Origin of the sequence: Actinoplanes sp. NPDC049118 (assembly GCF_040648555.1) — a bacterium.
Taxonomy (GTDB): domain Bacteria; phylum Actinomycetota; class Actinomycetes; order Mycobacteriales; family Micromonosporaceae; genus Actinoplanes.
On the sequence record NZ_JBEZDY010000011.1, the window covers coordinates 93,707 to 107,249 of the forward strand.

Below are 13,543 nucleotides of genomic sequence, written 5' to 3' on the forward strand. Positions count from 1 at the left end.
TATGTGGACGCTTTCGTGGAGGACCAAACAGTTATGGGCGCAATGCGCATGTTCGCTGCCGCGGTGGTCGGTGCCGCCACTCTGGCGGTCTCGCCGGTGGCGGCTCACGCCGTCGACCGTGGTGACCAGAAGGCCGCTTGCAACAGCGGCGAGATCTGCTTCCAGTACATCTGGGACGGATTCAGCACCAGCCAGTACCAGCGGCACTTCTGGTACAACGACGCCAACCACACCGACGACCAGTTCGGCAACACCCCGGACCTGTACCCGTTGATGGACCTCGATGGCAACGCCAAGGGCATCTGGAACCGTGACAGCAGCTGCGCGGTGACGCTGTACGTCTCCACCAGCTACCGGAACGGGTACGCCACCATCGCCCGCGGTAAGGAGCAGTCCATCTCTCCCTGGAACCAGTCCCACAAGCGCTGCGCCTGATATCGATTCGCGTGGGTGGCGGCCCTTCGGGTGCCGCCACCCACGCGAGCTTTGCTGAGAAGGATGAAATGCGGAGGCAAGAAGCCGTGAAGAAGAAGTGGTGTGCGGTCGTTGCCGCCGCAGCTCTTACGCTGGGGCCACTGGCCGCCTGCTCGGACCAGGGCGTCGGGGCGACGCCGGCCGATGCGGCCGGCCAGCAGGTGGAGCAGCCCTTCGCCATCTTCCGCGGCGCAAGCTTGGGGGCTGTCGACTACGCCCAGCTGAAGGTGCTCAATCAGTGCCTGGCGGACAAGGGCTACCCGCAGAACCTGCAGGTCATGCTTGCGGCGCCGAGGAATCCCTTCCCGCAGTTGATCGTCACCGAGAAGACTTTCGGCCCTGCCTCTGAGGAGGAAGCGCGACGGGACGGCTTCGGGCAGGACGAGCCGGCCATTCCTCCGTCCGTCGTCAGCTTCGACCCGAACTACGACCGTGCTTCCGAGCAGTGCTCCGAGGACGCCTGGAAGAAGCTTTCGGCAAACGCCAAGAAGGTGTACTACAGCTATTTCGACCTGGGTAACTCCTTGAGTATGCCGTTTCATCTGACGGTGAATGAGCGGATGGGTCGTGCGCGCTGGACGAAGCTTCTGTCCTGCCTCGCTGACAAGGGATACCGAACGAACGACGAGGACGCCTTCTACCGCTTCCCCGATCCAGGTCTGTTCGGTGTGCCGATCGGCGCGGGCGCCGAGGACCCGGCGGCAAGCTGGACGCCGAAGGGCGTACCGGGCACGGTCGAGGTGGGCCCGGCGACACCGGCTCGGAAGTACCGGCCCAGCGCTCAAGAGTCCGATCTTGCGGTCGCCTGGTTCCGGTGCCGGCGCGACACCGGTATCGCGAAGGATCAAATGGACCTGGTCATGCAGGTGCAACGCGGCCTCGTCGCGAAGAACGAGTCCGAGCTGACCGAGCTGAACCCCCAGATTGAGCAGATCGCCAAGCAGGCGGCCACGCTGATCGGTCAGGCATGACCGCGGTGGACGGTCCGGTCCGGCGGCGGCGGCGCTTCGTGGCGCTCATCGCGACGTCGTTCCTGGCAGTGATGCTCGTGGCCGGGGCGGGAGCGTTCTTCGGGCCCCAGCTGCGGTCACCGGCTCAGGTCGCCGCGGAGGCCGCACCGCCGCCGCCGTCCGTGGTGACGGCGGAGGCCGCCCGTCGAGAACTGAGCGAGCCGGTAGTGCTCCGGGGCCAGCTGCGCCCAGGTCAGAGCATCAAGGTGCTGGCGCCGGCGGCGGCTCTGGGACCGAACAGCGTGGTGACCAAGGTCGCGGTCAAGAAGGGCGAACGCCTCCGGGAGGGCCGCGTCGTGCTGGAACGCGCCGGCCAGCCGATGTTCGTGCTGAATCTCGCATTTCCCCTGTACCGCGACATCACCGCCGGCCTGACCGGGCCGGATGTGGCCGAGATCCAGCGTGCCCTGCGTCGGATCGGCTACCGGGTGCCCGTGTCCGGCAAGTTCGACAGCGTCACCCGGCAGCAGGTCAGCCGGTTCTACCAGGATCGTGGTTACCCTGCCGGCTCTGTTGGCGACGATGACCGCAGGCCGGCGACCAACGTCGACGAGACTGATGCCGAAGAGGCGGGCGAGGACCGGCAAGGCGCGCGCCTCGAGCGAACCAGTGAGATCCCCCAAGCGGCGGTCCTCGTGGTCAACCGCCCCAATAAGATCATCACTGCGGTGCCTGCCCGCGTCGGCCAAGTGCTGACCGACGCCAAGTCAGCCCTGCTCGAGCTCGACGGCAAGGCGCCAGCCGTCGTCGCCATCGCGGATCGCGACCAGGCGGCCCTGCTGCGTGCCGGGCAGAAGGCCACCGCCACCGACGACCTCACCGGCGAGGACGCGACGGCGACCGTCACCACCGTGGGAAAGGATCCGGTGGCCGACGCGGCCGGCCAGAACGGCTTCCAGGTGCGGTTCCAGTTCACCGGCGAGCCGATCGGTGGCGGAGTGAATCGGTCCCTGCGACTCGATGTGCAGTTGGCGTCCGGCGGAGCCGAGGTGCTGGCTGTCCCGGTGACGGCCATCTACTCCCGCCCTGACGGAACCACTTTTGTCACCACCGTGTCGCCCGAGGGCAAGCAGGCTGATGTCACCGTGACGACCGGACGGACTGCCGGCGGCTGGGTCGAGATCGTTGAGCCCGACGAATCATCCCTCAGCGAGGGCGTGCCGGTCGTGGTCGGCGACCAAGCGGGCGAGTGAAATCAGATGTTGACCATGCAGGGAGTGACTCGCACCTACGACGATGGCCAACCGGTGCATGCACTGCGCGCCACTGACCTGCACATTGCCGCGGGTGACTACGTTTCGATCACCGGACCGTCCGGGTCCGGAAAATCGACGCTGCTAAACATCTTCGGTCTGCTGGACGTTCCGTCCACCGGCTCCTACAAGGTCGCCGGCGCAGAGACGGTGACCTGCGGGCAGGCACTGCGCGGCGCGATCCGTGGCCAGGTCTTCGGATTCGTCTTCCAGTCCTTTCATCTGCTGGCCGGCCGCACGGCTCTGGAGAACGTCGAGATCGGCTTGCTCTACGGGCCGCACCGGCGACGGAAACGCCGGCAGTTGGCCACCGAGGCTCTGGAACGTATGGGTCTCGCGCATCGGATGCTGGCCGACCCGCGTCAACTTTCGGGTGGCGAGCGTCAGCGCGTTGCCATCGCTCGTGCGGTGACAGCGCAGCCCCGGGTGTTGTTCTGCGACGAACCGACCGGAAATCTCGACAGCGAGAACACCGAAGTCGTGTTGAACCTGCTGCGCCAACTCAATACCGACGGACTGACCGTGGTCGTGGTCACCCATGATCCAGTGGTGGCGGCACAGGCAGGACGGCTGCTCCAGGTGACTGACGGCGTGGTGAGAGAAGCATGAAGAGATTCGGTCCCGGCCGGCACAATCAGCTTCACGAAGGGTCCCTGCAACTACGGATCGCGCGACTCAACTGGGGCGATCTGATCCGTGAGGCGTCGTTGTCGGTGCTGCGCAATCCCGGCCGTTCCCTGGCCACCGTCCTCGGCACCGTCCTCGGAGCCGCGGCCTTCGTGGCCAGCCTCGGTCTGGGAACCACCTTGAACCAGCAGGTCTCCTCGGCATTCGACATGCGACGAGCCACCGAGGTCCTGGTGGAGCCGGAGAGCGACCAGACACCGGCGAGTTGGCTTGACCAAACCGCACTGGCCCGGCTTACCCGCCTCAACGGCGTGGTCACCGCTGGCCGACGAGTGACCCTCGACGAACACCCGATCAGCCGCACCGTCGATCTCCGGCAGTCAGGCACGTCGATCACCGTCATCGGAGCCGATCCCGCCGCGGTGCGGGTCATGGCACCGAGTCTGACGCAGGGACGCGCCTACGACGACTTCCAGGAACGCAACGCCAGCCCGGTTCTCCTGCTGTCCGAGCCGATAGCGCACAAACTGAATATCGGGCGGATCGGCGTCGCGGTCTTCCTGGAAGGCCGCGCCTACACGGTCATGGGGATCTATCGCGACGTCGCGCGTCGCCCGGAAGCCATGGCCGCCGTGATCATGCCCTACTCCGTCGCCACGAAGCTCTCGGGCACCACGGCCGGCGCCGCTGCCAACCACGACGTTCTGATCGAAACAGCATTCGGGGCAGCCCAGCTGATCGGTACCCAAGCACCACTCGCGCTGCGGCCCGAAGCCCCCGCCGACCTGCGCGCCCTGGCGCCCCCCGACCCACGAACCCTGCGCAACGACATCGAGTCCAGCGTGACCGAATCCACGGTCATCATCAGCGCCGCCGCCCTGCTCATCGGAACCATCTCGATCGGCAACGCGGCCACCGCCGGTATCGCCTCGCGAACACAGGAAATCGGACTCCGTCGAGCCGTCGGCGGTCGGCGACGCCACATCTTTCTACAGCTCATCCTCGAGACCGGCGCTCTCGGCGGATTCGGTGGAGTGATCGGCGTACTCCTGGGAATCCTGGTTACCTGCGTCGTGTCGCTGGCAAAGGGATGGACGCCGGTCATCGGCATCTCATCGGCGCTCGGAGCCTGCGCGATCAGCGCCGTCGCCGGCCTGCTCGCCGGACTGATCCCGGCTACTCGGGCCGCACGAATCCCGCCGGTTCGCGCACTCCAGCGTTGACGCGTCAGCTGCCTCAGCCGCGCAGCAGGGGCAGCAGCCGGCTGCCCTGGCGCTTGATTCCGTGCAGGTAGGGCGTGTCTGAGGGGACGGGAGTGGGTGATGCCGACGCCCGTGCGGTCCGCGACGCGCCCGCCGCCTCGTAGGACGGCTCCTGGGCGGCGGCTGGCGTGCGGGCGGGCGGTCGGCCAGGATGGGTAGCCATGGCCGACCTCACCGCCTCCACGTTCGTCGATCGCCTCCGCGCGGCGCCCCGCGGCGCCGGCGGACCGGTGCCGAGCGCGGACGAGGGCGAGCCGCGCCTCGGCCTGGCGATGGGAACGATCTTCAACCTGGCCAAGGAGTACCTCGATCTTCCCCTCGGCGAGATCGAGGTCCTCCTGGACACCCCCGTCTACGAGGCCCGCGTCGGCGCTCTGTCGATCATGGACAAGAAGGCGCGCCGGAGAAGGACGGGCGCGGAGGAGCGCCGCGGGCTCTACGAGCTGTACCTGCGCCGGATGGACCGCATCGACGACTGGGGGCTCGTCGACCTCGGCGCACAGTACGTCGTCGGCGGCTACCTGCAGGACAAGCCGCGCGACGTGCTGTACCGGCTGGCGCGGTCGTCGAACCTGTGGGAGCGGCGCACCGCGATCTGGGCGACCATGTTCTTCGTGCGCCAGGGCGACACCGACGACATGTACGCCATCGCCGAGCTGCTCGTCGACGACCCGGAGCACTTCGTGCAGACGGTCGTCGGCGGGATGCTGCGTACGGCTGGTGATCACGACGGTGACCTGCTGCGCGCCTTCCTCGACCGGCACGCGGCGACGATGCCGCGCACGGCGCTCCGGTACTCGATCGAGCACCTGGACCGGCCGGAGCGTGACCACTACCTGTCGCTGGCCAAGGGCGGGGGGTCTCAGCCGCGCAGCAGCGGCAGCAGCCGGCTGCCCTGACGCTTGATCTCCGGCAGGTAGGGCGTGTCGGAGAGGACGCAGTGGGTGATGCCGAGGTTCTGGTACTTGCGCAGGGACTTGGCGACGTCCTCGGCCGATCCGACCAGCCACGTGATGCCGGCGCCACCGCCGCCGAACCGGCCCGGCGCGGTGTAGAGGTTGTCGTCCAGGACGTCCCCGCGCGCGGCCAGGTCAGCGCCTCGGCCTACCGTCGCGCTGAACGCGGACCGGCCGGTCGCCTGCGGGGCAGGCCGTCCCGGGGCATGCTGGGGGGATGGCAGCGATGACCCGGCAGGAAGCGATCGATTTCATCTCCGTCGGCAGCCGCACCGGGAAGCTGGCCACGGCCTCGCCGGCGGGTGAGCCGCATGTGGCACCGGTCTGGTTCGTGGTCGACGGCGACGATCTGGTGTTCACCACGGCGGAGCAGACGGTCAAGGGGCGCAACCTGCGGGCCAATCCGCGGGCGGCGCTCACCGTGGACGTGTCCGAATACCCCTACGACTTCGCCGTGGTCCGCGGCCCGGTCAGCCTCGAACCCCGGGACCCGGACCTGCTCGGGTGGGCCACGAGGATCGCCGAGCGGTACGTTCCGGCCCGGCTGGCGCCCGACTACGGCAAGCGCAACGCCGTCGACGGCGAGCTGTTGTGCCGGCTGCGCATCGACCGCATCAGCGGCGCCAGGGACATCGCCCTGTGACGGCCCCGCCGCTCACATGTACAGGTCGACCCCGGTGCCGTCGGACAGCCGGGCGGCCGCGATCGCGGGCAGGCGGAGACCCATCAGCGCCTGCAACAGGTCCGCCTGCGCGTTGACCTCGGCCTGCTGGGCGGACGGGGACGGCGTGCCCGCCCCGGTCGCGGCCCTGAACGCGAACATCGCTCCCGCACCGACGGAACTGACCGACATGGGTCGCCTCCTCGCAACTGGCCGGATCGCCCCGGCCCTATCGAATCCGCTCGCAACCATCGGCCGCCGTACCGCCGATGTGAGGCGAATGCCGGGCGGACCTCACCGGGTGAGGGCGTGTGCGATGTCGTTCGCGTGATCGGTAACGGACGCCGCGGTCACCGTCGCCCGTACCGGCAGGATCTCCAGGCAGCGGCGCAGCGCCGTGGCGAGCAGCGGGTTGGGCACCCGCAGCGAGACCGTGCAGTGCGGCACCCACCGGCCCGGCCGGTAGTGGTCCCACACGTCGATCCCGGCCGCGGTCAGGCGTTCGTGCACCGCCCGGTGCACCTCCAGCAGCTCCGCGGTGGGGGTGACGCCCAGCCACAGCACGCGGCCCACGAACTGGCCGACGAAGTCCAGGTCCAGCGTCAGCCCGACGCCGAGGTCCAGGTCCGCGAGCGCGGCCGCGACCGGTTCGGGCTCCAGCCGGGCCGCCGCGACCAGCGACAGGTGCGGGCGGTGCCGCTCGGCCAGCAGCGAGGCCAGGGTCGGAATGCCCTCCGCCTCCAGCGCGTGCCACAGCGTACGGAGCCGCCGCGTCGCGTTGACGTCCAGATAGAGTTCGAGAGCCGCGACCACGAGGACACCGTAGCGGCCCGGCGCCGCCGGGCATGGGATGACCCGGGCACACGGCGAGCGCGTACCCGGGTCACGGATCTCCTGCGGTTACGGGGTCAGCGGGTGCCGTTGAGCGTGGACGTCGGAATCCGGTCCGCCACCGGCGGGAGCTGCTTCGACTCGTCGGCCCGCATGGCCGTCATCCGCTGCGGCTCGCCCGTCTCCAGCGGCTCGGTGAACGGCTGGACGTCACCCTGGCAGACCTTGCCCTTGGCCGGGAGCGTGCCGCGGAGCAGGTAGTCGTCGATCGCCTCGGTGGCGCACGCCCCGGTGCCGTACGCGGTGTGCCCGAAGTTGGTGCTGGACAGCAGCCGGCTGTTCGGCAGCAGCTTCGCCGACGAGACCGCCTCCTCGTAGTTCGTGGCCGGGTCCCAGTAGCTGCCGACCACGAGCACCGGTGCCGCCGTGCGGCGGGTGAACGGCCCCGTGTAGGCGTCCTCGTCGCGCACCGTCCACGAGTTGCGGGCGCACTGCACGCTGCCCCACGCCCAGGCGCGGCCGAAGTACTTGGCGCGCTTGTCCGCCTTGGCGGTCGCCGCCGGCCAGGAGTTCGCGTCCTTGGGGTGCAGGCCGTCCGTGCACATGACGCCGCTGAACGCCTCGAAGCCGTGATCCCCATCTACGATCTGCCGTACGAGGCCACGGCGGCCGTGCAGGACGCGTGGAACCCCAAGGACCCGGCCGGGGTGCAGCTGATGGCGTGCGCCGAACAGGTGTCGGTCGGCGCGAAGGTGAAGGACTGCCAGGTCGACGAGCCGAAGCCGCAGAAGGTGCCGATGAAGGTGAGCAACTTCCGGGTGACGTTGTACGAGGTCGCCACCCGGCGCAGGCTCGCACAGGTGCGGATGAGAGGCGAGGACGAGACCTGCGGGCCGTTCATGATCTTCGTCGGCGCGGACGGGGCGACGTACAGCGACGTCGACGATCGGCAGCTTGTCGAGGCCCTGCGCCGCTACGTCGAGGAGTAGAACGCACGCCGGATCCCGGCGCCATCGGTACGGTGACGACAGAGCCCGAAGGCCCGGTGACGAGAGAGGGATCTGCCATGACGGTCAACTCTGTACAGGACGCAGGCCTGCTGGACACCCTGCAGGAGGCGGTGGACACCGCGACGGTCGGCAAGGCGTTCGGCGCCCCGATTCTGCATGAAGGGGCATTGCTCCTGCCGGTGGCCCGGGTCGGCGGCGGCGCCGGCGGGGGAAGCGGCAGCGGGCAGGAGGACGAGGGCCGGCAGGGGCGAGGGATGGGCGGCGGTTTCGGCACGGCGACCAAGCCCCTCGGGGTCTTCGTGCTCAAGGACAACGAGGTCAGCTGGCGTCCCGTCGTCGACGTCAACCGGATCGTTCTCGGCGGCCAGCTGGTCGCGGTGGCGGCGCTGCTCGTGGTCCGCGCCTTGATCAAGAGGCGGGCGCGGAATTAGCGCCTGTTTCGTAAGGGATGGCCGGGCTGCGGCGGCCCAGCCGCCGTCTCACGTCGGCCGGCGGGCCTGTACGGCCGTCCGCACCGCGGTGAGCAGTTGCGCCGTGGTGAACGGCTTGGCCAGCAACGCCGTGCCCGGCGGGAGCATGCCGTGGCGGTCGATGAGGCCCTCGGCGTAGCCGGACATCAGCAGCACCCGGCTGCCGGGGCGGTCGGTGGTGAATCGGCGGGCGAGCTCGGGGCCGGTCATGCCGGGCATCACGACGTCGCTGAGCAGCAGGTCGATGGTGCCGTGGTCGGCGGCCAGGGTGAGTGCCTCGCTGCCGTCGGCGGCCGCGATGACGGCGTAGCCCGCGTTGGACAGGTTGCGGGCGACCGTCTCGCGGATACCCTCCTCGTCGTCGACGACGAGGACGATCTCGTGGCCGCCGGAGGCCGGGACGTCGGTCGTCGCCGGCGGGGCCTCGATCGCGTCCTCGGTGGTGGGCAGGTGGATGGTGACCACGGTGCCCAGCCTCGGTGCCGACTCGATGCGCAGCGAGCCGGCCAGCTGATTGACGAGGCCGTAGGTGGTGGCGAGGCCGAGCCCGGCGCCGGTGCCCTTGGGCTTGGTGGTGAAGAAGGGTTCGAGGGCGCGGTCGAGGATCTCGGGTGTCATCCCGACGCCCGTGTCGCGCAGGGTGAGCCGGGCGTACCGCCCGGGCGGGAGGCCGGTCTCGGGGCTGTCGTCGGCGCCACTGACGTCCACGGTGGACGTGGTGATGGTGAGGGTCCCGCCGGTGGGCATGGCGTCGCGGGCGTTCATGGTGAGGTTGAGCAGGATCTGGCCGATGTTGACGGGCTCGGCGAGGATCGGGCGCAGGTCCGGCGCCAGGCGGGTGACGACCTGGATCCGGCGGCCGATGCTGGGGGCGAGCAGGTCGTTGGACTCGCGGATCGCGTCGTTGAGATCCAGCGGGGTCACGGACAGCTGCTTGCGGCTGCCGAACGTGAGCAGCTGCTGGGTGAGGTCGGTGGCCCGCCGTCCGCCCTTGCGGATCTGTGCGAGGTCGTTGAGCAGCATGCGACCGGTCTCGGCCGGCAGCCGGCCGGTCTCGGCGAGTTCGGCGATGGTCTCGGTGATCAGACCCTCGAAGCCGAGCATCGCGCCCAGGATGTTGTTGAAGTCGTGTGCGACCCCGCCGGCCAGGCGGCTGAGTCCCTCCAGGCGCTGGGCGGCCCGGATGCGGGCGTCGACGTAGCGCTTGCGCTCGTCCGCCTGCTGCTGTTGCTCGGTCTCGACGGCGGTGGTGATGTCATCGACGGTGGCGATGAAGCCGTGCGCGGCGCTGTCCGGGATCGACTGGACGTTGACCTGCAGCCATCGCTGGCGGTTGTCGGGCATGGTGACCTGACCGCGGAAGTGGTGTTGCGCGCCGGCCTGCCCGCGTCCGCCGACCACGGCGAGGATGGTCTCGCGCCGGTCGGGCGCGACACAGCGCAACCAGCGCAGACCGAGCAGTTCCTCGGGGGGTAGACCCATGATGGCGACGAATCTGCCGTTGACGTAGTTGGCGGAGCCGTGCCGGTCACCGAACACGGTGCCGACGGGGGAGTGGTCCGCCATCAGCTGGAAGCGGGCCGCGGTCTCGGCGAGCACGTTGGTCCGTTCGAGCAGTTTCGCGTCGACGGCCCGCCGGCGTGCCCGGGCGGCGTTGTCGGGATCGAAGCGGGTGTGCGTCTCGGCGGCGGTGGCGATCGCCTCGTCGACGGTGCGCAGCAGGGTCTGCGGGTCGGTGGATTTCAGCAGGACGCCGGCGACGCCGCAGGCCTCGGCGACGGGCTGTGCCTCGTCGGGCAGGTAGTTGGCGGTGAGGAAGAGGATGGGGGTGTCGGCGGTGTCGGGGGCCGCGCGCAGTTCGTGTGCGAGCTGGTAGCCGTCCATGCCGGGCATGAGCACGTCGGTGAGCACCAGGTCGGGGTGCCGGGCGTGGGCCAGCCCGAGCGCTTCGCTGCCCTCGTGTGCCTCGATGACGGTGTGCCCGCGGTAGGTCAGGATGTCGCGGACCAGCTCACGGTTGGCTCTCTGGTCATCGACGACGAGGACGGTGCTCATCGCATGTTCCCATCTCGAGACACGTAACGATGAATGATACTCACCTTGCGCTTACATATGCCTACGTTTCTAGTATTTTAGGTACTTTTGTACTCACTGCTCGCCCGGCTCGGAGCGCGGGTGAAGGGCGCCCCGGACGCCGGCGAACTCGATGTGCAGCCGGCCGAGCGCGTCGCGCGCGCCGGTCAGATCATGATTGTGTGCCGACACCTCGAGGATCTCGCAGACCGACGCCATCGCACCGGCGCCGAGGTTCGACGCCGCGCCCTTGAGGCTGTGCGCGGCGTGCCGGACCGCGTCGGCGTCGCCGGCGGCGACGGCGAGGTCCAGCTCGGCGAGCTGGCTCGGTGCCTCGTCCAGGAACGTGGTGATCAGGTTCGTGATGGTCTCGGGCTGGGCGTACTGCCGCAGGTCGGCGAGGCGATGGGCGATCGTCTCCGCGGGGAGGCCGGCACCGGGCGAATCCACCGGTTCCGCCTCCGCGTGATCCAGCCACCTGCCGAGGGCGGCGGCGAGATCGTCGGGCTCGAACGGCTTGCTGAGGTAGTCGTCCATGCCGGCGGCCAGGCACCGTTCACGATCCTCCTTCAGCGCCGCCGCGGTCATCGCGATGATCGGTGTGCGGGCCGGGGCCTCGCCCCGCGCGGCGGCCTGTTCCTCGCGCTCGCGCCATCGGCGCGTCGCCTCGTATCCGTCCATGCGCGGCATCTGACAGTCCATCAGGACGGCAAGGTAGGTGCGATCCGCGCCGCGGCTGAGGGCCTGCACCCCGTCGGCGGCGATGTCCACCTCGAACCCCAGGTGGTCGAGGACGCCGGCCGCGACGATCTGGTTGGTGGCGTTGTCCTCGACCAGCAGCACCCGTCCCCGCCGCGGCTGGGGCGTGACGGACTCCGGGCCGGTCGCCGGCTTGAGCTCCGCCGCCGGCACCTCCTCCCCGGCGATCTCGATCAGACAGTTGAACAACGCGGACTGCTGTACCGGCTTGCGGACCTCGGCGGCGATGCCCACCTCCCGCAGCCGCTCGGGCGACACGGTCTCGCTGCTCAGCAGCACGACCGGTAGCGGCGGGATGCCGGGGTGCTCCCGGATCCTGACGGCCAGCTCCGCGCCGTCGCCATCGGGCATGACCTGGTCGATGAGGGCGACGTCGTACGGTTGCCCGGCGATCGACGCCTGCCACAGCTGCTCGACCGTCTGCTCTCCCGAGTCGACCGCCGTGGTCACGATCTCCCAGCTGGTGAGCTGCTCCTCGAGCACCTCCCGGGTGGTGGCGTTGTCGTCGGCCACGAGCACCCGCAGGCCCGCGAGGCTCGCCAGATGGGCCTGCGGCACCCGCGCGGACGCGTCGCGCTTCAGCGGGATGTCGCACCAGAACGTGCTGCCCCGGCCGGGTTCGCTGTCCACGCCGATGTCGCCGTCCATCGCCGTGACCAGCTCGCGGCAGATCGCCAGGCCGAGACCGCTCCCGCCGTACTGGCGCGTGGTGGAGACGTCCGCCTGGGTGAACGCGTCGAACAGCCGGTCGTGCATCTCCCGGCTGATGCCGATGCCGGTGTCGGTGACCTGCAACCGGACGACGACCGGCCCGTCGGGTTCGGACGGCGACCCGGGCGCCAGCCGGATGACGACGGAGACCTCACCCCGGTCGGTGAACTTGATGGCGTTGGTGGTGAAGTTCAGCAGGATCTGGCGAACCCGCACCGGGTCACCGCGGAGCCACTGCGGCACGTCGTGGTGGCACTGGCCGATCAGCTCCAGCTTCTTGACGCGCGCCGTCTCGGCCACCATGTCGAGCACATCCTCGAGGATGCTGCTCAGGTTGAGGTCGGTCTCGTCGAGCATCAGGGCGCCCGCGTCGATCTTGGAGAAGTCGAGGATGTCGCTGATCACCGCCACCAGCGCCCGCCCGGCGGCGCGGATGCTCTCGGCGTAACGGCGCTGGGTCTCGTCGAGATCGGTACGCAGCAGCAGCGCGACCAGGCCGATGACGCCGTTCATCGGCGTGCGGATCTCGTGGCTCATCGTCGCCAGGAACGCGGACTTCGCCGCGGTGGCCGCCATCGCCTCGTCCCGGGCCGACGCCATGACCTGCATCGAGGTGTTGACCAGGGCGGCCATCTGCGCAAGGTCGGATGGACCGGTCACCTCGACCCGCTCCGCCAGATCCCCGTCGATGATCCGCCGGGCGGCCGTCGTCACCCGGCTCACCGGCAGGCTCACCGCGCGGGTCACCGCGTACCCGACGCCCGCGACGGCCACCAGGCACAGCAGGGAAGTCCACAGGATTAGCTGCTGCGTCGTCTCGGCACGGGCGGCGCTGGCCTGTTGCAGCTGCTGCAGCTGATGCATCTTCTGCGCATGCAGCTGCTCCAGGAGGGTCTCGATCCGATCCATCGCCACCGCGCCGCGTTGGGTGAGGACCAGCCGCACGGCGGCCTCGAACCCCTGATCGCGCCGGATCGAGATCGTCTGTTTCATCTCGCCCAGCTTCTCCGTCAGGGTCCCGTTCAGGTCGGACAGGAGCTGCTCCTGGGCCGGGCTGCCGGCCATGAGCTGCCGAAGACGCGCCAGGCTGTCGTCGAGGCTGCCGAGCGCCTGGTAGTAGGGCGCCAGGTACGACTCCTGGCCGGTGATGAGATAGCCACGCTGACCACGCTCGGCGTCCTGTACGTCGGAACGGACCACGTCGATGTGGTGCAGCGCCTCATTGGCGCGGGTCACCGGCACCTGGTCCGCCACCAGCGAACCGATCCGCACGTACGAGCTGACCGCGACCAGTATCAACCCCGCCGCGGCGACTCCGAAGCCCGCGATCAGCAGCCATCGGACGGGCCACCGCCACATCCGGCGCAGCGCCCTGTCGAGCGTCCGCCCGTCCGGCGCGGGCCCGGCCCCTCCCGACGTCGCCGCCGCGGAATCATCCGCCGTCAC

At 69.6% G+C, this 13,543-nt stretch carries 15 protein-coding genes; 9 read left to right on the top strand and 6 right to left on the bottom strand.

Going from position 1 to position 13,543, the window contains the following annotated elements:
• Positions 1–42: 42 nt before the first annotated feature.
• From AB0B58_RS18825 to AB0B58_RS18845, 5 genes are all read left to right on the top strand, one after another.
• Positions 43–435, top strand: a complete 393-nt coding sequence (locus AB0B58_RS18825; protein ID WP_360224953.1) for a hypothetical protein — start codon at positions 43–45, stop codon at positions 433–435.
• An 86-nt stretch (positions 436–521) separates the two neighbouring features.
• Entirely contained in the window at positions 522–1,445 is a 924-nt protein-coding gene (locus AB0B58_RS18830; RefSeq protein WP_360224955.1) for a hypothetical protein, read from the top strand.
• Positions 1,442–2,677 (top strand): peptidoglycan-binding protein, encoded by a 1,236-nt coding sequence (locus tag AB0B58_RS18835; protein WP_360224957.1) that lies wholly within the window; start codon positions 1,442–1,444, stop codon positions 2,675–2,677. The genes AB0B58_RS18830 and AB0B58_RS18835 overlap by 4 nt, the downstream gene beginning before the upstream one ends.
• A 15-nt stretch (positions 2,678–2,692) precedes the next feature.
• On the top strand, positions 2,693–3,346 hold the full coding sequence (locus tag AB0B58_RS18840) for an ABC transporter ATP-binding protein (RefSeq protein WP_360225314.1): 654 nt from the start codon (positions 2,693–2,695) through the stop codon (positions 3,344–3,346).
• Entirely contained in the window at positions 3,343–4,587 is a 1,245-nt protein-coding gene (locus AB0B58_RS18845; RefSeq protein ID WP_360224959.1) for an ABC transporter permease, read from the top strand. Before AB0B58_RS18840 ends, AB0B58_RS18845 begins: the two co-directional genes overlap by 4 nt.
• Positions 4,588–4,600: 13 nt before the next feature.
• Here AB0B58_RS18845 and AB0B58_RS18850 read toward each other — a convergent pair whose 3' ends face one another.
• The gene (locus AB0B58_RS18850) at positions 4,601–4,789 is read right to left on the bottom strand and encodes a hypothetical protein (protein WP_360224961.1); all 189 of its coding nucleotides are present in this window, start codon (positions 4,787–4,789) and stop codon (positions 4,601–4,603) included.
• Here AB0B58_RS18850 and AB0B58_RS18855 point away from each other — a divergent pair.
• Both AB0B58_RS18855 and AB0B58_RS18860 read left to right on the top strand, forming a co-directional pair.
• A complete protein-coding gene (locus AB0B58_RS18855) occupies positions 4,788–5,525 on the top strand; it encodes a DNA alkylation repair protein (protein ID WP_360224963.1) in 738 nt (245 codons plus the stop codon). The genes AB0B58_RS18850 and AB0B58_RS18855 overlap by 2 nt on opposite strands.
• A gap of 283 nt (positions 5,526–5,808) precedes the next feature.
• A complete protein-coding gene (locus tag AB0B58_RS18860) occupies positions 5,809–6,225 on the top strand; it encodes a PPOX class F420-dependent oxidoreductase (RefSeq protein WP_360224965.1) in 417 nt (138 codons plus the stop codon).
• 12 nt (positions 6,226–6,237) lie between these two features.
• On the opposite strand, the gene AB0B58_RS18865 is transcribed toward AB0B58_RS18860, so the two are convergent.
• From AB0B58_RS18865 to AB0B58_RS18875, 3 genes are all read right to left on the bottom strand, one after another.
• On the bottom strand, positions 6,238–6,435 hold the full coding sequence (locus AB0B58_RS18865) for a hypothetical protein (protein ID WP_360224967.1): 198 nt from the start codon (positions 6,433–6,435) through the stop codon (positions 6,238–6,240).
• 102 nt (positions 6,436–6,537) lie between these two features.
• Positions 6,538–7,056, bottom strand: coding sequence for a 2'-5' RNA ligase family protein (locus AB0B58_RS18870; protein ID WP_360224969.1), 519 nt, complete (start codon positions 7,054–7,056; stop codon positions 6,538–6,540).
• Positions 7,057–7,151: 95 nt separating this feature from the next.
• Positions 7,152–7,679 carry an alpha/beta hydrolase gene (locus tag AB0B58_RS18875; protein ID WP_360224971.1) on the bottom strand — a complete coding sequence of 176 codons (528 nt, stop codon included), beginning with the start codon at positions 7,677–7,679 and terminating at the stop codon, positions 7,152–7,154.
• A gap of 24 nt (positions 7,680–7,703) precedes the next feature.
• On the opposite strand from AB0B58_RS18875, the gene AB0B58_RS18880 reads away from it, so the two are divergent.
• Both AB0B58_RS18880 and AB0B58_RS18885 read left to right on the top strand, forming a co-directional pair.
• Positions 7,704–8,063: a hypothetical protein gene (locus AB0B58_RS18880; RefSeq protein WP_360224973.1), complete on the top strand. Its 360-nt coding sequence runs from the start codon at positions 7,704–7,706 to the stop codon at positions 8,061–8,063.
• 77 nt (positions 8,064–8,140) lie between these two features.
• Positions 8,141–8,515, top strand: coding sequence for a spore germination protein GerW family protein (locus AB0B58_RS18885; RefSeq protein ID WP_360224975.1), 375 nt, complete (start codon positions 8,141–8,143; stop codon positions 8,513–8,515).
• 48 nt (positions 8,516–8,563) lie between these two features.
• On the opposite strand, the gene AB0B58_RS18890 is transcribed toward AB0B58_RS18885, so the two are convergent.
• Together AB0B58_RS18890 and AB0B58_RS18895 are read right to left on the bottom strand one after the other, a co-directional pair.
• Positions 8,564–10,609 carry a response regulator gene (locus tag AB0B58_RS18890; RefSeq protein WP_360224977.1) on the bottom strand — a complete coding sequence of 682 codons (2,046 nt, stop codon included), beginning with the start codon at positions 10,607–10,609 and terminating at the stop codon, positions 8,564–8,566.
• A 93-nt stretch (positions 10,610–10,702) separates the two neighbouring features.
• A complete protein-coding gene (locus AB0B58_RS18895) occupies positions 10,703–13,543 on the bottom strand; it encodes a response regulator (RefSeq protein ID WP_360224979.1) in 2,841 nt (946 codons plus the stop codon).

Coding starts and splice junctions, on each gene's coding strand:
- AB0B58_RS18865 (WP_360224967.1), bottom strand. CDS start 6,435: ATGTCGGTCAGTTCCGTCGGTGCGGGAGCGATGTTCGCGTTCAGGGCC.
- AB0B58_RS18860 (WP_360224965.1), top strand. CDS start 5,809: ATGACCCGGCAGGAAGCGATCGATTTCATCTCCGTCGGCAGCCGCACC.
- AB0B58_RS18855 (WP_360224963.1), top strand. CDS start 4,788: ATGGCCGACCTCACCGCCTCCACGTTCGTCGATCGCCTCCGCGCGGCG.
- AB0B58_RS18840 (WP_360225314.1), top strand. CDS start 2,693: ATGCAGGGAGTGACTCGCACCTACGACGATGGCCAACCGGTGCATGCA.
- AB0B58_RS18835 (WP_360224957.1), top strand. CDS start 1,442: ATGACCGCGGTGGACGGTCCGGTCCGGCGGCGGCGGCGCTTCGTGGCG.
- AB0B58_RS18825 (WP_360224953.1), top strand. CDS start 43: ATGCGCATGTTCGCTGCCGCGGTGGTCGGTGCCGCCACTCTGGCGGTC.
- AB0B58_RS18885 (WP_360224975.1), top strand. CDS start 8,141: ATGACGGTCAACTCTGTACAGGACGCAGGCCTGCTGGACACCCTGCAG.
- AB0B58_RS18890 (WP_360224977.1), bottom strand. CDS start 10,609: ATGAGCACCGTCCTCGTCGTCGATGACCAGAGAGCCAACCGTGAGCTG.
- AB0B58_RS18875 (WP_360224971.1), bottom strand. CDS start 7,679: ATGTGCACGGACGGCCTGCACCCCAAGGACGCGAACTCCTGGCCGGCG.
- AB0B58_RS18845 (WP_360224959.1), top strand. CDS start 3,343: ATGAAGAGATTCGGTCCCGGCCGGCACAATCAGCTTCACGAAGGGTCC.
- AB0B58_RS18850 (WP_360224961.1), bottom strand. CDS start 4,789: ATGGCTACCCATCCTGGCCGACCGCCCGCCCGCACGCCAGCCGCCGCC.